The organism is Streptomyces sp. NPDC091649 (assembly GCF_044756785.1).
Taxonomy (GTDB): Bacteria; Actinomycetota; Actinomycetes; order Streptomycetales; family Streptomycetaceae; genus Streptomyces.
This window is the reverse complement of sequence record NZ_JBIVTR010000003.1, coordinates 375632-394679: the sequence shown is the minus strand read 5'-3', so window position 1 is coordinate 394679 and position 19048 is coordinate 375632. Positions and strand designations below refer to the sequence as shown.

The window sequence follows — 19048 nt, the reverse complement described above, 5'->3', positions numbered from 1 at the left end:
CTTCGCCACGGGTAGACGCATGGCGGAAAAGGTCTGCGACCTCACTGCGGCGCCCTGGCTGGAGCACATGAACGAACAGCTCACCTCCCCACCGGAAGAACCCGGTCAGGGGCTGGCTTCCGCGGAGGTACTGCTCAGCGCCGAGGTCTTCGACGGCGAGCCGGGCTGCATCGCGCTGGCCCGCGCGCTCGCCGACCGGTTCCTGACGAAGCTCGCCGTGGAGTGCCTCGCCCCGATCGGCGAACACACGCGCAGCGACCTGATGCTGGCCGTGAGCGAGCTGGTCACGAACGCCGACCGCTACAGCCACGGCCCGTACCTCCTGGAGCTGGAGGGCAGCGCACAGCTCATCAGCGTCACGGTGTACGACAGCAGTACCGCGATGCCGGTGCTGTACTCCCCCGATCCGTCCCGCCTCGGCGGTCACGGCATGGAGATCGTCGTGGCCCTGTGCGACCGGCTCACGGCCGAGCGGGTGCCGGTGGGCAAACGGATCCGGGCGGAGTTCCAGCTCAGCACCTGAGCCCGGCCGGCGTCCCTCAGGCGTCGAGCACGGCGGTGGCCTCGATCTCCACCAGGTGCTCGGGGACGTCCAGGGCCGCGACGCCCACCAGCGTGCCGGGCGGTACGGGAGCACCGCCCAGTCGCGCGGCGGCCCGGGAGACGCCCTCCAGGAACAGGGGCATCTTCTCGGGCGCCCAGTCCACGACGTACACGGTCAGCTTCGCCAGGTCCGCGAAGGTGCCGCCGACCGCCGCGAGGGCCATGCCGATGTTCACGTAGCACTGCTCCACCTGCGCGGCGAGGTCGCCCTCGCCGACGGTGGCGCCCCGCGCGTCCCAGGCGACCTGTCCGGCGATGAAGACCAGCTTCGAGCCGGTCGCGACCGACACCTGCTTGTAGGCGCCGATCTCCGGCAGCCCGCTCGGGTTCACCAGGGTGATGGCCATGTTGCCCGCCTCCTCGTCCCGGGGGCCGTGCGCCCCCTCTTCTCCACCGGACCGGTCGGTTCCCGGTCACTTGTGGTTACTCCGAAACCGTAGGAGAGTGGCCGCTGACATGGAAGAACGCACTTTTCGGTGACAGGGGAACCTGATGGTGACCAAGCAGTTCAGCGGGTCGCCCGAAGACGCGGATCTGCGGCGCGCGGACTCGCTGGCGCGGGAGGTGTTCTCCGACGTCGCCAACAAGTGGGCGCTCCTGATCATCGAGGCCCTGGGCGGGGGCACCCTCCGCTTCACTGAGCTGCGGGGCGAGGTCGAGGGCATCAGCCACAAGATGCTCACCCAGAACCTGCGGATGCTGGAGCGCTACGGGCTGGTCGAGCGGTGTGTGCACCCCACCGTGCCCCCGCGCGTCGAGTACACCCTGACCGAGCCGGGGCAGGGCCTGCGCCGGACGGTCCATGTGATGTGCGACTGGACCCATGAGCACATCGGTCACATCGAGACCGCCCGCCGCGCCTTCGACACGGCTTAGGACACGCCCCGGCCCTCCGGCCGGCCGAACCAGTCCAGGCACAGCACCAGCGCGTCGTCGGGTGTCTCCGTGCCCCGGTACTCCGCCAGTTCGCCGAGCATCGCGCGCGGGACAGTGGCGGCCGGGAGGAGCCGCGTCGACTGGATGGCACGGGCCAGCATGCGCTCCCCGTACGTCTCGCCGAGCGGCGACACCGCGTCGTAGACGCCGTCGCTGAGCAGCAGCAGCCGGTCGCCGGGCTCCACGTGGAACTCCTGGACCGTGTACTGCGACTCCTGGAACATGCCGAGCGGAAGCTGCGCCTCCAGCTCCACCCGGCGCACGGTGCGGCCGCGCTGCATCCACAGCTGCGGCGATCCCGCGTCGACGACGCCGACCCGCCCGGTCGCCAGCTCGAAGCGGAGCAGCAGGGTGGAGACGTGGGAGGCGCCGCGGTGCTGGTCGTAGAGGGCCTGATCGGCGAGGGCCGCCTGGTCCGCGATGCCGATGCCCGCCCGGCGGGCGTTGCGCAGGGCGTTCACGGCGAGGTTGGTGAGGAGGGACGCCTGTATGCCCTCACCCATGCCGTTGGTCACGGCGACGGTCAGCTCGTCGGCGTCGGCGGCCCAGTCGAAGTTGTCGCCGTGGATGGCGTACGCGGGCTCCAGCTGGGCCCCGATGGCGAACTCGGCGGCGGTGCAGGCGCGGGCGGGCAGCAGTTGCCACTGCATCTCGGCCGCGAGGGTGAGGCGGGTGGTGCGCCGGGCGCGCTGGTAGAGGTCGGTGTCCCGTTCGGCTACCAGGATCTCGTGGCCGAGCAGATCGGCCATGTGGGCCAGCTCGCCGACGAGCTCCGGGGTGGACAGGGCCTGGGGCAGCCGGACGGTGAGGATGCCGAGCCGTTCGCCCCGTACCGTCACGGGCAGGTGGTGGTCGACGGCGTCGTCGTGCCGGACCTGCTGTTCACGCGGCTCCTGACTGCCGAACGCCCGGCCCTCGGGGCTGTTGTGGAGGGACAGCGGCTCGCCCTCCCCGTCGGGCCGGTCCAGGGACTTGAGGACGCGCAGACCGTAGTCGGCGAGGTGGAGCTCCACCGCGAGGGCGCCGTAGGCGCTGCTGAGCTTGGTGCGCAGGGTGGCCAGCAGGGCGTGCGGCGCGGCGGCCCGTACGGCGGCCTCGATGTCCGTTCGTCTGTTCACGGTCTCTCGCGCAATCTTCGTCCTGCGACGTGGTAGTGGCCGGGGCCGGGCTGACAAGCGGGCCTGACGGGTGACACAGTGGCTGAATGCCCCACCGAGGATTCCGCCCGAGCAGTCGCGAACAGGCGTCCGCCGACGCCGTCGCCGCCTCGGAGCTGTTGGAGGTGCTGTGGGGCCGGGGCCAGGAATCCGCCGCTTCGGGAACCGTATCGCCCTCTCAGCTCCGGGCCCTGCTGGTGATCGAGCGGCAGGAGGGCGCCAATCTGCGGGCCCTGGGCGAGGCTCTGGGCTCGCGTGCCCCCTCCGTCAGCAGGCTCTGCGACCGGATGGAGGCGATGGGGCTCGTCCAGCGGGCGCCCAGCCCGACCAGCCGACGTGAGGTGGAGCTGCGGCTGAGCCTGCGCGGCCGCGCCCTTCTCGAAGAGTACCGGGCCCTGCGTGCCGGCGAACTGAACGCCGTGCTGGAGCGGATGGAACCCGGCGCCCTGGCCGCGCTGGCGGAGGGTCTCGCGGCTTTCCACGCCGCGGCTTCGGAGCGCCTCTCCCCGCGAAAGGACACGGTCGCCACCCCACTCCGCGATGATGTCGCCGACAGCGCCTAGCTTCATCCGGCTCCTGCTTCCGCATCCATCGGTTCTCCGCCCCCGGCCGTCGGCCGGGCGACCGTCGGGGTTCAGATTGTTACCCGATGGAGAATGTTGTCAAATGGCAACTGTTACTTCTATCGTTACCCCGTACCCCGCCGCGACCAGGGACGGAACCATGCCGACCCGTCCGGCAGAACGGCTCTCCGCCCCCTTCCGACCCGTCCGAGGTGCCTTCCGTGCTTTCATCGCCCAACGAAGACAGAGCCGTCCCCATCACCACCCGGCAGGAGCGGGGTGCTCTGGTCCTCACCGTGTCGGGTGACCTCGATATCGACAGCGTCGGACCCCTGGACCTCGCTCTGACCGCGGCGGCCGACCACGGCTCCGGCCCGGTCGTCGTGGACCTCTCGGGCATCGGTTTCGCGGACTCGACCACCGTGAACGTGCTCCTCCAGGGACACACCACGCTGGGCGACCGGCTGCGGCTGGCCGCCCCGTCGCCGTTCATGCGTCGTCTGATCGACATGATCGGTCTGGCCACCGCACTGCCCGTCCTGCCGACCGTGGAGGACGCCATCGACGCCGTTCCGTCTCCCTGAGGTCCCGGGCGCGGCCCGGCGGGGGGGTGGGCGCGATGGTCCAGGGCCCGCCGCTCCGGTCGTGCCGGGCCCGCGAGCCCGGCACGACCCCGAACGGGACAACCCTCAGCCTCCGGCCCCGCCCGCCCCGGGCGCCCGGTCGAACACGCAGTCCCCGCAGAGCCCGCCGCCCGGACAGCGCCAGTACAGGCAGCAGCTGCGCCGCCGGAACGCCGGGCCGTGCGGGGCCCCGGTGTCGCGCAACGCGTCGTCGTCGAAGAGTCCGGCCGCCAGCGCCCGCGCCCGCGCGGCCACGTCCGGCCGGTCGTGGGCGCCGGCGAAGGCGACGAGTTCGCGTACGGCTCCGGCGAGCGCGGACCCCGCGTTGCCCCACAGCAGCCTCGGGGAGATGTTCCCGTCGCGCCGGAACGCCTCGGACAGCGGGACGAGATGTCCGTACTGGACCTCCTCGCGGATCGTGGACGCCGTGCCGGGCAGCTCCGCCGTCCCCGCGAGCCACAGGTCGTCCGGTGAGGTGGACGACGGGTCCCAGTGGAGGGCGCCGGGCGTCAGTGCGGGCATCCGTCCGAAGATCGCTGCCGGGCCCAGGGCGAGGGACCAGAGCCGAGCGGCCAGCCCGAGATGGGCGATGGAGGCGGCGACCCTGCGCTCGGGAGCCGCGAGGCGCGCCGCGACCCGGTCGACACGCGCGGTGAGAGGACCGTCCTCCCCCGCGTACAACCGCTCCAGCGGCCGGTGCGCGCCGCCGGGCACCGGAGTGGTCCGCAGCGCGAAGAATCCTCCGACCGAGCTCAGTAGCGTCAGGTCCATACCCTGCTCCCTCTCGGTGTCCCGGTCCGTCCGCCGGCGGCTCCCGTGAGCGCCGTACGCCACCCGCTGTGCTGTCCCCGCGGCTCACCGTATCCGCCGGGCGGCTACTTCTGACGGCTGGGGGGCGGCAGGACTACCGTCGGGAGGAGGACGTCGGTGCGACGGGCGTACTCCTGGGGCAGTACGCCGAAGTGCAGTCTCAAGGACGACGACGTGGGGCCCCGGACGGGACATCGTGGTGTACATGAGTTCCCTTGCGTGGTCCGTGCTGCTGTCACTGATCTCCGCGGTCGCCTACGCGGCCGGGGCGATCATCCAGGAGCGCGTGGCCGCGACCGGTGACAACTCCTCGCGCACTCTGCTGCGCAACGGCGTGTGGTGGGTCGCCGTCCTCCTCAACGGGACGGGTGCGGTCCTGCACGTGGTGGCGCTCGCCTACGGTCCGCTCAGCCTGGTCCAGCCGCTCGGTGCCCTGACGATCGTCTTCGCCCTGCCGATGGCTGCCCTGTTCGTCGGGCGGCGGGCGGGGGCGACGGCCTGGCGCGGCGCGCTGATGGCGACGGTGGGGCTGGGCGGCCTGCTGGCGCTCACGGGGAACGCCGAGCCGCACACCCTGAACGGCCCCGAGCAGGCGCTGCTGGCCTCGGTGACGTTCGGCGCCGTCGGCGCGCTCGTCGTGTTCGCCCGTACGCTGCGCCGGCCGGTGCTGCGCAGCGTCGTCCTGGCCACGGGCGCGGGCGCGGCGTTCGGCATGGCTTCCGTGTTCACCAAGACCGTGGCCGTGGAGTGGACGTCCGGCTCGGTCCGTTCGGGGCTGCCGACGCTGCTGGTGATCGCCGGGCTCGCGGCGGCGGGCCTGTTTCTGTCCCAGGCCGCCTACCGGGGCGCGGGGCTCACGGCTCCGCTGGCGACGGTGACGGTGGTCAACCCGGTGGTGGCAGCGGCGATCGGCATCACCCTGTTCGGCGAGCACTTCCGCCTCGGCCTCCCGGGCGCCGCCCTGGCGCTCTCGTGCGGGGCGCTGGCGGCCGGCGGCCTGATCATGCTGACCCGGGAGCGGCTGAGCTCGGAGCGGCTGAGCTCGGAGCGGACCGGAGAACGGCGTACGGCAGCGGGGTCGGCAGGCCCCGCCGCCCGGCGTCCGGCCTCGGACTTCGGGCGGAAGGACACGGTCGTCGGCACGGAGGCGCGGGAGGACCCACCTCTCCCGCCGTCACCGCCCTTGCCCGGGCGGCTGCCCGTGGCACGCGCCGCGTCGCCCCTGCCGCCGGGGCACGCGGTGCCGCAGGTGGAGTTCGGCAGGCCCGGCCCGGTCACGAAGCGGCTACGGGGCGGCGGCCTGCGCCACTCGCTCTCCGCCCGGCCCGTTCAGAGCCTGACGCCGCCCGCCCGGAGGTAGGCGAGCGGGTCGACGTCCGAGCCGTAGCCGGGGCCCGTGCGGATCTCGAAGTGCAGGTGCGGACCCGTGCTGTTGCCCGTCGAGCCGGAGCGGGCAATGCGCTGCCCGCCGGAGACCGACTGCCCGGCGCGTACATGGAGCGCGGAGAGGTGGGCGTACTGGCTGTACTTGCCGTCGTTGTGCCGGATGACGACCTCGTAGCCGTACGCTCCGGCCCAGCCGGCCGACACGACCCGTCCCGAGGACACCGACTTCACCGATGTCCCGGTGGGAACGGGGAAGTCCACCCCGGTGTGGTATCCGCTGGACCAGCCGCCGGCCTGCCGGTAGGGAGTGCCGGTGCCGGCCGCCACCGGGGCGCTGAAACCGGAGTGCTTCACGGCCCGCTCCGGAGCGGGCCGCTCCTTCTGCGGGGCGGCCTTCCCCGGTGCTTCCTTCGGTGCTTCCTTCTTCGGCGCCTGCTGTTCCGGTGTCCGCTGTTTCGGGGCTTCCTTCTTCGGCGCGACCGACGCGGGCGCCCCCTTCTCGGGAGCGGAATCGCGCTGCTCGGTCTTCTTCGCCTCGGGCGCCGCCGCCGGGGGCTTCGGGGCGGTCTTCCGCCCGGGCTTTCCGGAGGCGCTTCCCTCCCCCGCCTTCGGCGCCCCGCTCCGGTCGAGGCTCAGCCGCTGGCCGGGGAAGATCAGGTCCGGGTCGCTCCCGACCACGGTGCGGTTGGCCGCGTAGAGGCCCTGCCAGCCTCCGCGCACCCGCTGGGCGGACGCGATCCCGGAGAGGGAGTCGCCGCTCGCGACGGTGTACGAGTCACGCTTGCCCGGCACATGGGTGGGCGTCGCCGCGGCGGGGCGGGCCTGCTGCTGTCCGGGCGGTGCGCTCTGCGGCGCCGGGGCCCGCACGGGCCTGTTTCCCGCGCTCTGCGTGTCGGTCTCCGCCGGGGCGGTGTTGGGCGCGTCCCCGCCCCGGGAGAGCCCCGCCCGTACGGAACAGGTGGGCCAGGCGCCGGGGCCCTGACCCTCCAGCACCTTCTCCGCGATGGCGATCTGCTGGTCCCGGGTGGCGCGATCGGCGCTCGGCGCGTAACGCGTGCCGCCGAACGCCTCCCAGGTGGAGCCGCTGAACTGTAGCCCGCCGTAATGGCCGTTGCCCGTGTTGACGGTCCAGTCGCCGCTGGACTCGCAGGCGGCGACCTTCTCCCACACCTCACCCGACGCGGCCCCCGCCGAGGTCGCGGCGATGAGCGGGAGCGCAAGACCCGCGCCGCCCGCGGTCACCGTGAGCGAGACACGGTTGATCCGGCTCGGCTGGTATCTGCGGTGCCGTCCGTTCGCGGCCATACGTGGCTCCCCCACTTGCGTTGAGACATCTCGCCAGGGGCAACGTAGGTCCGTGCCGTGACTGATCACAAGCAAAACGTGATAGTCGGCCGCCCCCGGCCGATCCGTGGCCGGATTCCGATCCCCAGCCCCTCGGTGTGCGCCTCCGCCCCGAGGACGCGCGTGCGGGGTGTGCCGGGTGGCTCCGGTGATCCGGGAGGCCGGGTCCGGCGGGGCGGGTCCGGCGGGGCGGGTCCGGCGGTGTGCGCGAGGATGCCCGCATGACCTCTCCCGCAGCCGAGCCCCGCGTCCGGGTCGCCGCCTACGTGATCCGGCGTCACCCCTTCCCGGCTCTTCTCGTGTTCGACCACGTGGACTCCCCCGATGCGGGCACCCAGGTGCCCGCCGGCGGGGTCGGGCCGGGCGAGGACGCCCAGCGGGCGGTCCTGCGCGAAGTCGCCGAGGAGACCGGGCTGACCGGGGCCCGGGTCGTCCGGCGGATCGCGGTGGACGAGCGGCCCCATCCCGGCACCGGGCAGCCCCGGCTGACCTCCTTCTTCCTGCTCGACGCCCCGCCGGGCGGGTCGCCGGCGTGGGAGCACCGGGTGCGCGGCGACGGCGCCGACGCGGGGATGCGGTTCGCCTGCCGGTTCGCGCCGCTTCCTCTGGAGCGCCCGCTGGCCGACGGCCAGGACGCGTGGCTGGACCGGGTGGACCCGCGCTGGACCGCGTCGGGCACGGACGCGGGCGGGCGTGCGGGCGGCTGACGCGGGACGGGCCCCGGCACCGGGGCGGCCGACGCGCGGGCAGCGCGCCCACGGGCTCCGGCCCGGACGAGCCCCGCCGGGCTTTCCTCAGCCCGTCGGGGTTCGGTGGCGTTCCCGGACCGCCTGGACGGCGTTGCGGGGCGGCGCGCCGGTGCTGCCCGGCGCCGTGCGGCTGCCGCCCCGGGTGAGGAAGTCGGCGAGCGGGAGCGTGGCCGCGCCCACGGTGACCGCGTCCGGTCCGAGGCGGCCCATCTCGATGGTGGTGCGGGCCGCCGCGTGGCTCAGGGCGTACTCGTTCGCGTACCGGCGGATCTCGGGGAGCAGACGGGGGCCGATGAGCAGCCCCGCCCAGCCGCCGAGCAGGATCCGCTCGGGCAGGAAGAGGTTGACCAGATCGGCGAGGGCCGCGCCGAGGTATTCGGCCGTCTCGTCGAGCAGCGAGAGGGCCACCGGGTCGGGGGCGGGGCCGCGGGGCTCGGGATAGGCGGCGGCGAGCAGGGCGGCGAGCGCGGTCTCGTCGTCGGCGTCCTCGGGCAGCGGGCCGCCCGCCTCGCGCCAGCGCTCACGCAGGGCTTCCGCGCCCGCGTACGCCTCCAGGCAGCCGACCGAGCCGCATCGGCACCGGCGGCCCCGCAGCTGGATGGTGGTGTGGCCCCATTCGAGGGCGAGGCTCGTGCGGTCCTCGTCGAGGATGTCGCCCCGGTCCACGCAGGCGCCCACGCCCGAGCCGATGAGGGCGATGGCCGCGGCGCCCGCGCCCCGGCCGCCGCCGAACCATATCTCGGCCTGCCCGAGCGTCTTGGCGCCGTTGTCGATGAACAGCGGCACCTCGGGCGGCACGTCGACCGCTTCGCGGAGCAGCTGCTCGAAGGGGACCGCGCGCCAGCCGATGGTCTGGCCGTGCACGACCGCGCTGCGCGCACCGTCGGGGCCGGCCGGGCCGTCCCGCTCGATGATGCCGGGGACTCCGATGCCGATGCCGAGGAGCCGGCGGGGGTCCGCGCCCGCGACACGCAGGACATCCGCGACGCCGGTGCGGACGTGGGCGACGATGCGCTCGACGTCGTAGCCGTGCTGGGCCAGCGGCCTTTCGGTGCGGGCCAGTTCGGTCAGGGAGAGGTCGAACAGCTCGACGCGGACCCGGGTCTCGCCGATGTCGATGCCGACGAGCAGCCCGCCGTCCGGGGCGACGCGCAGCAGCGTACGGGGGCGGCCACCGTCCGAGTCGACGACGCCGGCCTCCTCCAGCAGTCCCTCGGCGGACAGTTCGGCGACGACGTTGCTGATGGATCCCGAACTCAGCCCCGTCACCGGTCCGAGCTCCTGACGGCTCAACGGGCCGTCGAAATACAACCGTTGCAACACCCTCGCCCGGTTGCCCCGCCGCAGGTCACGCACGGTCCGTCTGTTGCGCTCGGCCATGTTGCTCCTTCCCGTTGAGGAACATACCCGGTCCCACACCTTGACGCGACCTTCTCTCACCTCTTAAATCACGGCATAATTTAAGTCATGGAGGCCGTTCGGTTCCCGAACGCAGCCATCCCCGGAAAGGGGCCACCTCGCATGCGTCATGTCAGAGCCGCCAGTGCCGTCACCCTCGCCCTCGCCGTCGCCGCGGCCGCCACGGGCTGTGGCGGCGGCACGACGTCGGGCGGCGGCAACCAGTCGCCGAAGACCCTCACCTACTGGGCGTCCAACCAGGGCCCCAGCATCGAGGCCGACAAGGAGATCCTCACTCCCGAGCTGAAGAAGTTCGAGAAGGAGACCGGGATCGAGGTGAAGCTGGAGGTCGTGCCGTGGGCCGACCTGCTGAACCGGATCCTCGCCGCCACCGCCTCCGGCCAGGGCCCGGACGTGCTGAACATCGGCAACACCTGGACGGCCTCGCTCCAGGCGACCGGCGCGCTCCTGCCGTGGGACGAGGAGAACTTCGAGGCGATCGGCGGCCGGGACCGCTTCGTCGACTCGGCGGTCGCCTCGGCCGGCAAGGCGGGCGAGCCTCCCGCCGCCGTGCCGCTGTACTCCCTGGCGTACGCCCTCTACTACAACAAGAAGATGTTCGCCGAGGCCGGCGTCGAGAAGCCGCCGGCCACCTGGGACGAGCTGGTCGCGGTCGGCAAGAAGCTGTCCAAGGACGGCAAGTGGGGTCTGGGCGCCGAAGGCGGCAACCTCTCCAACAACATCCACCAGACCTTCGTCCTGGGCCGGCAGCACGGCGCCGACTTCTTCGACGAGGAGGGCAGGGCGACCTTCACCTCGGACAAGGCGGTCGCGGCGGTGAAGCAGTACATCGACTTCATGGCCAAGGACAAGATAATCGCTCCGGGCAACGCGGAGTACGCCCAGAACCAGTCGCTCACCGACTTCGCCAAGGGCAGGACGGCGATGGTGCTGTGGCAGGCCGCCGCCTCCACCTTCGCCGCCCAGGGCATGAAGCCCGAGGACTGGGGCGCCGCCCCGGTGCCGGTCCCCTCCGGCGTCCCGGGCGCCGGCAAGCAGACCAACTCCATGGTCGCGGGCATCAACATGGCCGTCTTCAAGAACAGCGACAACATCGACGGCGCGAAGAAGTTCGTGAAGTTCATGACGAGCGACGCCGAGCAGAAGCTGCTGAACAAGACCTACGGATCGATCCCGCCGGTCAAGGCCGCACAGGCCGACGAGGCGTTCGGGGCCCCCGACCTCAAGGTCCTCCGCGACACGCTCGCCACCAGCGCCGCACCTCTCCCCCAAGTCCCGAACGAGTCGCAGTTCGAGACGGCCGTGGGGACCGCCGTCAAGGAACTGTGGGCGGACGCGGCGGCCGGACGCCCCGTGACCGAAAAGTCCGTCAGGGCACGCCTGGAAAAGGCGCAGCAGACGATGCAGCAGTGAGGCCCTGATCCCATGACCGCCACCATCACCACGGACGCCGAGGCCGGCACGTCGGCCGGCAAGGGCGCGAGCCGGGACACCGGGGGTGCGCGCAGAAGGCTGCCGCGCATCCCCGACCGGATCCGCCGAGGCGGACTGCCCTACCTCCTGCTCCTGCCCGCCGTCCTGCTGGAACTGCTCATCCACATCGTCCCGATGGCCATCGGGATCGTGATGAGCTTCCGTCAGCTCACGCAGTTCTTCATCAACGACTGGGGAGCGGCGCCCTGGACCGGATTCGACAACTACGGGATCGCCGTCGACTTCGACGCGCCGATCGGCGAGGCCCTGCTCCACTCCTTCCTCGTCACGTGCGTCTTCACGTTCTTCTCGGTCGGGTTCGCCTGGCTGCTCGGCACCGCGGCGGCGATCCTCCTCCAGGAGAGCTTCCGGGGCCGGGGCATCCTGCGGGCCCTCTTCCTCGTCCCCTACGCCCTGCCGGTCTACGCGGCCGTCATCACCTGGGCCTTCATGTTCCAGCGGGACAACGGCCTGATCAACCACGTCCTGCACGACCAGCTCGGCATCACCGACGAACCGTCGTTCTGGCTGATCGGCGACAACAGCCTCTACACCCTGATCATCGTCTCGGTGTGGAAGGGCTGGCCGTTCGCCTTCCTCATGCTGATGGCGGGGCTCCAGAACATCCCGCGCGAACTGTACGAAGCCGCCTCGATCGACGGCGCCGGCGTCTGGCAGCAGATCCGCCGGATCACGCTGCCCTCGCTGCGCCCGGTCAACCAGGTCCTGGTCCTGGTGCTCTTCCTGTGGACGTTCAACGACTTCAACACTCCGTACGTCCTGTTCGGGAAATCGGCGCCGGAGAGCGCGGACCTGATCTCGATCCACATCTACCAGTCGTCTTTCGTCACCTGGAACTTCGGCACCGGTTCCGCGATGTCGGTCCTGCTGCTGCTCTTCCTACTGCTGGTGACGGCCGGCTACCTGTTCCTCACCTCGCGCGGAAGGAAGGGCTCCGATGTCTAGCCTCACGCGGCCGGCCCGCGCCGCACGGTCGCGGACCCGCTCGCCGATGGCGGCGCCGCAGTCCTTCCTCTGGACCCGGCGCATCGTCCTGACCCTGCTCGCCGGCTTCGTCCTGCTGCCCGTCTACGTGATGGTCAGCAGCTCGCTGAAGCCGCTCCAGGACGTGTCGGGGAAGTTCCAGTGGGTCCCGTCCACGCTGACGATCCGGCCGTACTTCGACATCTGGGAGACGGTCCCGCTCGCCAAGTACTTCGTCAACTCGCTGATCGTGGCGGGCTCGGCGACGGTGCTGTCGGTGACCATCGCGGTGTTCTCCGCCTATGCGGTGAGCCGCTACCGCTTCCGGGGCAAGCGGGTCTTCACCGTCACGGTGCTGTCCACCCAGATGTTCCCGGGGATCCTCTTCCTGCTTCCGCTGTTCCTCATCTTCGTCAACATCGGCAACAGCACCGGCGTCGCCCTGTACGGCTCGCGCGGCGGACTCGTCCTCACCTATCTGACGTTCTCGCTTCCGTTCTCCATCTGGATGCTGATCGGGTACTTCGACTCCATCCCCCGAGACCTGGACGAAGCGGCCCTGGTCGACGGCTGCGGCCCGGTCCGCGCCCTCTTCCAGGTCGTCGTGCCGGCCGCCGTGCCCGGGATCGTCGCCGTGTCCGTCTACTCCTTCATGACGGCCTGGGGCGAAGTGCTCTTCGCCTCCGTCATGACGAACGACGCCACCCGGACCCTCTCCGTCGGCCTCCAGGGCTACGCCACGCAGAACGACGTGTACTGGAACCAGGTCATGGCCGCCTCCCTCGTCGTCAGCGTCCCGATCGTCGCCGGGTTCCTGCTCCTCCAGCGGTACCTGGTCGCCGGCCTGACGGCGGGAGCGGTCAAGTGACGCCGGCCGACGGAAGCCGTCCACCACCCCCGCGCCGGCGAACACGAGCCGGGCCGGCAGCCGTCAGGGTGCCCACGGCCCGAGCATGTCCTTCATCGCGTCCGTCACCGCGAACTGCAGCAGCGGACCGTAGGTGATCCGGCCGACGCCGAGACGGCGGAAGCGCTCAAGATCGTGCTTGACGGGATGAGCTGTGGAGTTCACGGGAATGGCGACGGATCCGGTCACCGCCGCGAGCAGGTCGTCGTTGTCCTGAATACGCACCGGGTAGACGCTGTCGGCGCCGGCCTGCTCCATGGCGCGCAGTCGCTCGATCGCCTCGTCGAGGACGTCGGAGGGGTTCTCCGCGTGCAGGAAGAGGTCGGTGCGTCCGTTGACCCAGACCGGGACCCCCGCGTCGTCGGCCGCCGCGCGCAGTCCGGCGATGTAGCCCGCGTGCTCCTGCGTGCTGCGCACGCGTCCGCCCTCCGAGTGGACGGTGTCCTCGATGTTGAGACCGACGCCGCCGGCCTCGATGAGACCGGCGACGAGGTCCGCGGGCTTCTGCCCGTAGCCGGCCTCCAGGTCCACGGAGACGGGAACGTCGACCGCCGCGATGATCGGCCTGACGGCGGCGAGCACCTCCTCGAAGGTCTGCCCCTCCTGGTCGTCGGCCCCCCGGGACCCGGCCAGCGGATGGCTGCCGATGGTCAGCGCGGGGAACCCGGCATCGGCTGCCGTCCGCGCGGACCAGACGTCCCATACGGTCGGCAGCACGAGCGGCTTGTACGCGGCGTGCAGTTGCTTGAGGCGTTGAGCGCGCTCAACGGTGGTACGAGAGTCCATGCCGGGGACGCTACCGTTCCCAGCCGCTGTGCACGAGTGGGGTCCTGGAACCGCTGAGGTGTGCCGGCCGCATCCGAACGGTTCGGGGCGCGGGGTCCAGATCCACCGCGGTGCACGCCAGGCCCTGTCCGGCGGCCGCCGAGCACTCGAAGAGCGAGCAGCCTCACGGGCTCGGTTCCCGTCCTGCGCATCGTCGGAGGTCCGGACCGCGTACGCCTCGGCGCGGGACGGCGCCCCCGCCGGCTGGAGCCGCTCCGCCGGGGAGGACGGCGGGGCGGCTCCCCCGGATCACGCGGTGTGCAGCGTCAGCCCGTACCGGTTGAGGATCTCGTTGACCGGCTGATACCAGGTCTCCCCACCGCCGGAGCAGTTGCCCCAGCCGCCGGAGGTGACGCCCTGGGCCTGGTCGCCGCTGATGAACGAACCGCCGGAGTCGCCGCCCTCGGCGCAGACGCTCGTCTTGGTCATCTGGTGCACGGCGCCCTGGCTGTAGTTGACCGTCTCGTTCTTGGCGAGGACCCTGCCGCAGTGCCAGCGCGTGGTGGAACCGGAGCGGCAGATCGAGGCGCCGATCGGCGCCTCGTTCGAACCGCGGACGAGCTGGTCGGAGACGGTGCCCCAGCCGAGGACGACCGGCACGGTCCACCAGCCGTTGGCCACGTTCACCCAGGCGTAGTCGTTGCCGGGGAAGGACGAGCCCTGGAAGTGGCCGATGGCCGAGCCGTCCCAGCCGCGCACGGACTGACCGGCGCCGCCGCAGTGCCCGGCGGTGACGAAGCCGCCATGGACGGAGAATCCGATCGAACAGCGGACGTTGCCCGTGTAGTACGGATCACCTCCGACCGTCCCCGCGGCGAAGGTCTGCGGAGCTTCGGCGGTCGTCTTCACGGTCACGGGCCCGGCCTCACGGGCCTTGGCGACAAAGGAGCGGACATCGTTGTCACGCTGCTCGGAGGCGACGACGTTCACGATGACGCTGCTGGACGCCGGGTCGACGTGCCAGCTGCTCACCCCGGCCGGTGCGGGCAGGGCGTCGATGCGCGCCTTCGCCGCGTCGAGCCGCTCGGCCGAGTTCTCGACGAGCCGGGCGCCGGCGCCGGCGGCCCGTACGGCCTCGGCCTTTTCGGCGTTCGTGACGGCCACGATCAGCTTGCCGGACTTCGCGTCGAACCAGGAGCCGCCGTAGGCGGAGCCCGCGGCGCGCTGCGCCTTCGGCTCCAGGGCGGTGGCCGCCTTCTCGTCGGCGAGCCGGGCGCGGGCCTGGCCCTCACTGAGGCCGAGGTCGCGCTGCATCGCGGTGAGCAGAGCGGCGGAGGCCGGGGCCCGCGCGGAGTCGGAGGGGGCGGCGGAGGCGGACGACGGGCCGGCGGCCGCCCAGGCGCCGAGGAGCAGAAGTGCGGACAGACCGGTCCGCAGCACGGTTGCGTGTCTCAAGGGAGTGACCCTTCCTGTTGTTCCAGCGACGTGGGGGTGGAACGGGAGGCGCCCGGGAACGCATGCTGGCCGTACTGGGTGAGAGCGCTCTCAGGTACGCCGTCCCGGACTGTAGCGGAGTTCCATAGTCAGGTCCATGCCAATCACACACGACGTGTGCGGTGCCGGTTGAAAGGAGCGTGAACACCGACCGTCGGCGGATGACACAGCGTTCCGGCCGACATCCGGCGTTCTGCGAACGGTGGGCGCATCCGGGCCGGAGGAGGCGGGGCGGATCCCGGGCTGTTCCCGGCCCGGGCGCGGCCCCCGAACGCCTCCCCGGGGCGGGTCACCGGGAGTGTCGGGGCATCACGTCGCCTGTCCCGGGCTTTCGTTGACCCGATGCGGTCGGCGAGCTCATGCGGTCAGCGCTCGCGTGGCGCCCCGGCCTCCTCCTCGCCGCCCTGGTGAGAGGCCCAGGTCCGCAGTTTCTCCGGGTTGCGGACCACCCAGATCCGCGAGACGCGGCCCTCGACGAAGTCGAACGAGGCCACGGTCACGACGACGCCGTCCCGCCGCCCCACCAGGCCGGGCGCACCGTTGACCGACCGTTCCAGCAGCACGAGCCCCGGAGCCCGGTCCGCGACGGCGACCATGTACGGGGCGATCCGCGCGCTTCCCTCGACGGGGCGCAGGGCGGCACCGGCCAGGCCGCCACCGTCCGCGGTCATCACGGCGGCCGGGTCGAGGATGTCGACGAGAGCCGCGATGTCCTTGTTCTCCCACGCCTCCTTCACGCGCCGCACCGCTTCCGTCCGTGCGTCCGCCGCCGCCGGGACCGGGGCGGCCGGGACCCGGCGCCGGGCGGAGGCCGCGAGCTGCTTGCAGGCGGCGGGGGTCCGGCCGAGGACACCGGCGATCTCGGCGAAGGGGTAACGGAAGACGTCGTGCAGGACGAACGACACCCGCTCGGCGGGGGTCATCGTCTCCAGGACGACGAGGAAGGCCATGGCCACCGATTCGTCCAGGATCATCCGGTCGGCGGGGTCGGAGCCATGGCCGTGCGCGCGTACGACGGGGGCGGGCAGCGGGTCGGGCAGCCACGCGCCGACGTAGCGTTCACGCCGGACCCGCGCCGAGCCGAGCACGTCCAGGCAGAGGCGGCTGGTCACCGTCGTCAGCCAGGCGCCGGGCGACACGATCTCCTCCCGCCGGCTGCGCGGCAGGGCGTACCAGCGCGCGTAGGCATCCTGCACGGCGTCCTCGGACTCGGCGAGCGATCCCAGCAACCGGTAGGCGACATTGATCAGTTGACCGCGCTCACCGGCAATCCCGCCGGTACCCGACCCCAGCGCCCCCATGCTTTCGGCCCCCTCCTCGCCTGCCCCCCCGGCCCGGCGTTTCGCCCGGCCCCCGCCCGCCCTTCGCCCGGCCGTCGCCTGACCTTTCGCGGGCCCGTTTCGTCGGACTGGTGAGACCTTATCGATCGACCGCCCACGGGCGGAGAGCACAGGGGGCGTGGCATGACCACCCGGACGACGACACGGCACGGCTTTTCCTTTCTGCGGATCGCGATCGCTCTGCAGACCCTGACCATCTTTCTCCAGGCGGTCTCCTCCGGACTGCTGATGACCTCGTCCTACGGGGAGACGCTGCACAGCGTCGGAGCGCGCGTGATGTACGGGGCGTCGATGCTGTACGTACTCGCCGCGGTGCTCGCCTGGAAGCCGGGCGGCGGCTCGCCGCGCCCCGTCCTGCACGCGTCCGGCTTCCTGATCCTTGCCTCGGTCCAGGTGGCGGTCGGCATCGTGCACGTTCCGTCGGTCCATCTCCCCTTGGGCGTGCTGATGTTCGGGCTGAGCGTGCTGGCCCTGGCACGGCGCTGAAGTCCGCGGATGCCGGTGTCACGCACCCGCCGGGCTCGTGCGGGCGGCTTCGCCCCGGCGAGGGACCGGCCTCGCCTCGGCGGGGCGGCCCCTCGCCCGGACCCTCGGGGGCGGGCGGTGCGCCTCGGCCGGGCCGCGTGCCCTCAGGGGGCCAGCAGGGGCAGACCGGCCGTACGCCACAGGTCGCGGAAGCCGTCCTCCGCTCCGCGCCCGCCCTCGGCCCACACGTCTCCCGGCCGCCGTGCGGCGTCCGCCTCCTCCTCCGCCGTACGCCAGACCCGTACCGTCGCCCCGCTCGCGGCGGGTGCGCCGAGGTGGTCCCAGCCAGGGTCGCCCTGCGCCGCGAACCGGGCCCAGGCACGCGTCATGCGCCGGGAGAGTTCCTGGTCGGCCGCGCCGGGCGGGCCGCCGACCAGGAAGTGGACGCTCTCCTCGTGGAGGTTGCCGAAGGCGAACGGGATGTCCGCGCAGTGCCAGGCACGCACCCGTTGCCCCGCACGGTCCCGGCGGCGGTCGAAGCGGGCGAGGAAGGCGCGACCACCCGCATGAGCGTGGGCCTCGGCCAGGCGGGTGCTGTATTCGGCGAACAGGAGGCCGGAGTAGAGGGACAGGTAGACATCGAGGACCGGCGCGTCCGGCAGGCGCTCGCGGTGCCCCTCCACGAGCGGCGCCGGGAGCCCGTAGTCGGCGGCGAAGGCCGCCAGTTGCTCGTCGGTCGTGATCTTCGCACTGCTGCCGACCGCGTCCAGGAGCCAGTACTCCTCCGTGGTGTGGCAGACCAGCAGCTCCACCGCGCCGCCCGCCCCGGCCGCCAGGGCCGCCAGCGGGTCGGCGGTCAGGAGGACCCCGTCGGCGACCGGGCCGTGGATCGCCGGGTCGTAGTGGCGCTGCCCCGATGCGGGATCGCGCGCGTACCGTTCGCAGACCTGGTCCGTGGCCGCCACCAGCGTCTCGGGCGGGGCGGCGAGGAGCCCGGCTCGGGTGGCGGGCACACCGGCCGCAGCGGCGACCTCCGCCGTGGTGCGGGCCGCCTGCTCCAGGGTGGCGAAGGCGTTGACGGCGCTGTGCAGGACGGCCCGGCCGAACAGGCCCCGCGCCCGCTCGGCCACGGTCAGACAGGCCGCGGAAGTGGCGCCCGACGACTGCCCGGCCAGAGTGACCCGCTCGGGCGAACCGCCGAACGCGGAGATGTTGTCGCGGACCCACTCCAGGGCGGCGATCTGGTCGAGCAGGCCCCGGTTGTCGGGGAAGGGGCCGGTGGTGGCCGCGGCGGGGAAGCGTGTGCCGTCGGCGGTGTCGGCGGAGGGTGTGCCGCCGTGGGCGGCGGGCACATGGCCGAACCCCTCGAAGCCGAGGCGGCTGTTCAGGGTGACGACGACCAGCCCCTGCCCTGCCAGTACGGTGCCGTCGAAGTCGGGCTGGGCCGAGGACCCGAAGGCGTACGCGCCGCCGTGGATCCAGACCAGCACGGGCAGGTCCCCCGGGCCGTCGGCGGGCGTCCAGATGTTCAGCGTGAGGATGTCCTCGTCACCGGGCGACCAGGCCGGCGCGCCCGGCAGTTCGGCCGACTGGGGGGCGACGGGGCCGAAAGCGGTGCAGTCGCGCACGCCCTCCCAGGGCTCCGGCGGCTGGGGCTCCCGGAACCGTCGCGCTCCGAAAGGCGGTGCCGCGTACGGCAGTCCGAGTACGGCGACGATGCCGGGGTCCCGGGCCGCGCGCAGCCCCCGTACCATCCCGGACTTCGTCGTGTAGACGTCCACGGCTGCCGCTCCTCCTGCTCCGGCCGCCTCCGGCGATCGGTGCGGCCGGCCCAGCATTCCAGCCCGACGGATGCGACGGCCAACGGATTGATCTTCGCCTGCGCAGTTGCCGATCCGCGCCCCCGCCCACGGCCGTACCGGTGTGCGGGGTGTGCGCCTGTGCGCGGGCGTTCCTGGGCGCGGGCGTTCCCGTGCGCGGGCGTTCCTGGCGCGGGCCCGACCGTCCACCCGCACGCCTGCGCGTGCGCG

19 protein-coding genes are annotated in these 19048 nt (G+C 72.4%); 10 read left to right on the top strand and 9 right to left on the bottom strand.

The features are described from left to right. Window positions 1-67 precede the first annotated feature (67 nt). Window positions 68-523 (top strand): ATP-binding protein, encoded by a 456-nt coding sequence (locus ACIQMU_RS09290; protein WP_352238999.1) that lies wholly within the window; start codon window positions 68-70, stop codon window positions 521-523. Between the two features lie 16 nt (window positions 524-539). On the opposite strand, the gene ACIQMU_RS09285 is transcribed toward ACIQMU_RS09290, so the two are convergent. After that, a complete protein-coding gene (locus tag ACIQMU_RS09285) occupies window positions 540-950 on the bottom strand; it encodes a RidA family protein (RefSeq protein WP_402688551.1) in 411 nt (136 codons plus the stop codon). 145 nt (window positions 951-1095) lie between these two features. Here ACIQMU_RS09285 and ACIQMU_RS09280 point away from each other — a divergent pair, with 145 nt between their 5' ends. Then, entirely contained in the window at window positions 1096-1479 is a 384-nt protein-coding gene (locus tag ACIQMU_RS09280) for a helix-turn-helix domain-containing protein (RefSeq protein WP_352238673.1), read from the top strand. Here the strand turns inward: ACIQMU_RS09280 and ACIQMU_RS09275 are convergent. Further along, complete coding sequence (locus ACIQMU_RS09275) at window positions 1476-2657, bottom strand: PP2C family protein-serine/threonine phosphatase (RefSeq protein WP_402688550.1); 1182 nt, start codon at window positions 2655-2657, stop codon at window positions 1476-1478. The two genes, ACIQMU_RS09280 and ACIQMU_RS09275, sit on opposite strands and share 4 nt — an antisense overlap. Before the next feature lie 86 nt (window positions 2658-2743). Between ACIQMU_RS09275 and ACIQMU_RS09270 the strand changes: the two genes are divergently transcribed. Further along, window positions 2744-3259, top strand: a complete 516-nt coding sequence (locus ACIQMU_RS09270) for a MarR family transcriptional regulator (protein ID WP_352238675.1) — start codon at window positions 2744-2746, stop codon at window positions 3257-3259. Window positions 3260-3480: 221 nt separating this feature from the next. Beyond that, window positions 3481-3843 carry an STAS domain-containing protein gene (locus ACIQMU_RS09265; protein ID WP_352238676.1) on the top strand — a complete coding sequence of 121 codons (363 nt, stop codon included), beginning with the start codon at window positions 3481-3483 and terminating at the stop codon, window positions 3841-3843. Between the two features lie 105 nt (window positions 3844-3948). On the opposite strand, the gene ACIQMU_RS09260 is transcribed toward ACIQMU_RS09265, so the two are convergent. Next, a complete protein-coding gene (locus tag ACIQMU_RS09260; protein ID WP_402688549.1) occupies window positions 3949-4653 on the bottom strand; it encodes a (2Fe-2S)-binding protein in 705 nt (234 codons plus the stop codon). Between the two features lie 244 nt (window positions 4654-4897). Between ACIQMU_RS09260 and ACIQMU_RS09255 the strand changes: the two genes are divergently transcribed. Continuing rightward, window positions 4898-6052 carry a DMT family transporter gene (locus ACIQMU_RS09255; RefSeq protein ID WP_352238678.1) on the top strand — a complete coding sequence of 385 codons (1155 nt, stop codon included), beginning with the start codon at window positions 4898-4900 and terminating at the stop codon, window positions 6050-6052. Here ACIQMU_RS09255 and ACIQMU_RS09250 read toward each other — a convergent pair. After that, a complete protein-coding gene (locus ACIQMU_RS09250; protein ID WP_402688548.1) occupies window positions 6022-7383 on the bottom strand; it encodes a transglycosylase family protein in 1362 nt (453 codons plus the stop codon). The two genes, ACIQMU_RS09255 and ACIQMU_RS09250, sit on opposite strands and share 31 nt — an antisense overlap. A gap of 260 nt (window positions 7384-7643) precedes the next feature. Between ACIQMU_RS09250 and ACIQMU_RS09245 the strand changes: the two genes are divergently transcribed. Further along, window positions 7644-8129 (top strand): NUDIX domain-containing protein, encoded by a 486-nt coding sequence (locus tag ACIQMU_RS09245; protein ID WP_402688547.1) that lies wholly within the window; start codon window positions 7644-7646, stop codon window positions 8127-8129. Between the two features lie 87 nt (window positions 8130-8216). Here the strand turns inward: ACIQMU_RS09245 and ACIQMU_RS09240 are convergent, their stop codons facing one another. Next, a complete protein-coding gene (locus ACIQMU_RS09240) occupies window positions 8217-9551 on the bottom strand; it encodes an ROK family protein (RefSeq protein WP_402688546.1) in 1335 nt (444 codons plus the stop codon). A 141-nt stretch (window positions 9552-9692) separates the two neighbouring features. Between ACIQMU_RS09240 and ACIQMU_RS09235 the strand changes: the two genes are divergently transcribed. From ACIQMU_RS09235 to ACIQMU_RS09225, 3 genes are read left to right on the top strand one after another with little or no spacing between them, the layout of a single operon-like run. Then, a complete protein-coding gene (locus ACIQMU_RS09235; protein WP_402688545.1) occupies window positions 9693-11003 on the top strand; it encodes an ABC transporter substrate-binding protein in 1311 nt (436 codons plus the stop codon). Window positions 11004-11015: 12 nt separating this feature from the next. Next, a complete protein-coding gene (locus ACIQMU_RS09230; protein ID WP_352238683.1) occupies window positions 11016-12029 on the top strand; it encodes a sugar ABC transporter permease in 1014 nt (337 codons plus the stop codon). After that, window positions 12022-12915, top strand: a complete 894-nt coding sequence (locus ACIQMU_RS09225) for a carbohydrate ABC transporter permease (protein ID WP_352238684.1) — start codon at window positions 12022-12024, stop codon at window positions 12913-12915. Before ACIQMU_RS09230 ends, ACIQMU_RS09225 begins: the two co-directional genes overlap by 8 nt. A gap of 63 nt (window positions 12916-12978) precedes the next feature. Here ACIQMU_RS09225 and ACIQMU_RS09220 read toward each other — a convergent pair whose 3' ends face one another. From ACIQMU_RS09220 to sigJ, 3 genes are all read right to left on the bottom strand, one after another. Next, window positions 12979-13740, bottom strand: a complete 762-nt coding sequence (locus ACIQMU_RS09220; RefSeq protein WP_352238685.1) for an isocitrate lyase/phosphoenolpyruvate mutase family protein — start codon at window positions 13738-13740, stop codon at window positions 12979-12981. A 288-nt stretch (window positions 13741-14028) separates the two neighbouring features. Next, window positions 14029-15174, bottom strand: coding sequence for a S1 family peptidase (locus tag ACIQMU_RS09215; protein ID WP_402688544.1), 1146 nt, complete (start codon window positions 15172-15174; stop codon window positions 14029-14031). 404 nt (window positions 15175-15578) lie between these two features. Next, complete coding sequence (gene sigJ / locus ACIQMU_RS09210) at window positions 15579-16514, bottom strand: RNA polymerase sigma factor SigJ (protein ID WP_402688543.1); 936 nt, start codon at window positions 16512-16514, stop codon at window positions 15579-15581. Between the two features lie 162 nt (window positions 16515-16676). On the opposite strand from sigJ, the gene ACIQMU_RS09205 reads away from it, so the two are divergent. Then, entirely contained in the window at window positions 16677-17039 is a 363-nt protein-coding gene (locus ACIQMU_RS09205; protein WP_352238688.1) for a hypothetical protein, read from the top strand. 143 nt (window positions 17040-17182) lie between these two features. On the opposite strand, the gene ACIQMU_RS09200 is transcribed toward ACIQMU_RS09205, so the two are convergent. Further along, on the bottom strand, window positions 17183-18799 hold the full coding sequence (locus ACIQMU_RS09200; RefSeq protein ID WP_402688542.1) for a carboxylesterase/lipase family protein: 1617 nt from the start codon (window positions 18797-18799) through the stop codon (window positions 17183-17185). Between the last annotated feature and the right edge of the window lie 249 nt (window positions 18800-19048).

What these genes read in the sequence shown, in the direction of transcription:
- ACIQMU_RS09290 (WP_352238999.1), top strand. Translation starts at nt 68, where the DNA reads ATGAACGAACAGCTCACCTCCCCACCGGAAGAACCCGGTCAGGGGCTG.
- ACIQMU_RS09285 (WP_402688551.1), bottom strand. Translation starts at nt 950, where the DNA reads ATGGCCATCACCCTGGTGAACCCGAGCGGGCTGCCGGAGATCGGCGCC.
- ACIQMU_RS09280 (WP_352238673.1), top strand. Translation starts at nt 1,096, where the DNA reads ATGGTGACCAAGCAGTTCAGCGGGTCGCCCGAAGACGCGGATCTGCGG.
- ACIQMU_RS09270 (WP_352238675.1), top strand. Translation starts at nt 2,744, where the DNA reads ATGCCCCACCGAGGATTCCGCCCGAGCAGTCGCGAACAGGCGTCCGCC.
- ACIQMU_RS09260 (WP_402688549.1), bottom strand. Translation starts at nt 4,653, where the DNA reads ATGGACCTGACGCTACTGAGCTCGGTCGGAGGATTCTTCGCGCTGCGG.
- ACIQMU_RS09255 (WP_352238678.1), top strand. Translation starts at nt 4,898, where the DNA reads ATGAGTTCCCTTGCGTGGTCCGTGCTGCTGTCACTGATCTCCGCGGTC.
- ACIQMU_RS09250 (WP_402688548.1), bottom strand. Translation starts at nt 7,383, where the DNA reads ATGGCCGCGAACGGACGGCACCGCAGATACCAGCCGAGCCGGATCAAC.
- ACIQMU_RS09245 (WP_402688547.1), top strand. Translation starts at nt 7,644, where the DNA reads ATGACCTCTCCCGCAGCCGAGCCCCGCGTCCGGGTCGCCGCCTACGTG.
- ACIQMU_RS09240 (WP_402688546.1), bottom strand. Translation starts at nt 9,551, where the DNA reads ATGGCCGAGCGCAACAGACGGACCGTGCGTGACCTGCGGCGGGGCAAC.
- ACIQMU_RS09235 (WP_402688545.1), top strand. Translation starts at nt 9,693, where the DNA reads ATGCGTCATGTCAGAGCCGCCAGTGCCGTCACCCTCGCCCTCGCCGTC.
- ACIQMU_RS09230 (WP_352238683.1), top strand. Translation starts at nt 11,016, where the DNA reads ATGACCGCCACCATCACCACGGACGCCGAGGCCGGCACGTCGGCCGGC.
- ACIQMU_RS09225 (WP_352238684.1), top strand. Translation starts at nt 12,022, where the DNA reads ATGTCTAGCCTCACGCGGCCGGCCCGCGCCGCACGGTCGCGGACCCGC.
- ACIQMU_RS09220 (WP_352238685.1), bottom strand. Translation starts at nt 13,740, where the DNA reads ATGGACTCTCGTACCACCGTTGAGCGCGCTCAACGCCTCAAGCAACTG.
- sigJ (WP_402688543.1), bottom strand. Translation starts at nt 16,514, where the DNA reads ATGGGGGCGCTGGGGTCGGGTACCGGCGGGATTGCCGGTGAGCGCGGT.
- ACIQMU_RS09205 (WP_352238688.1), top strand. Translation starts at nt 16,677, where the DNA reads ATGACCACCCGGACGACGACACGGCACGGCTTTTCCTTTCTGCGGATC.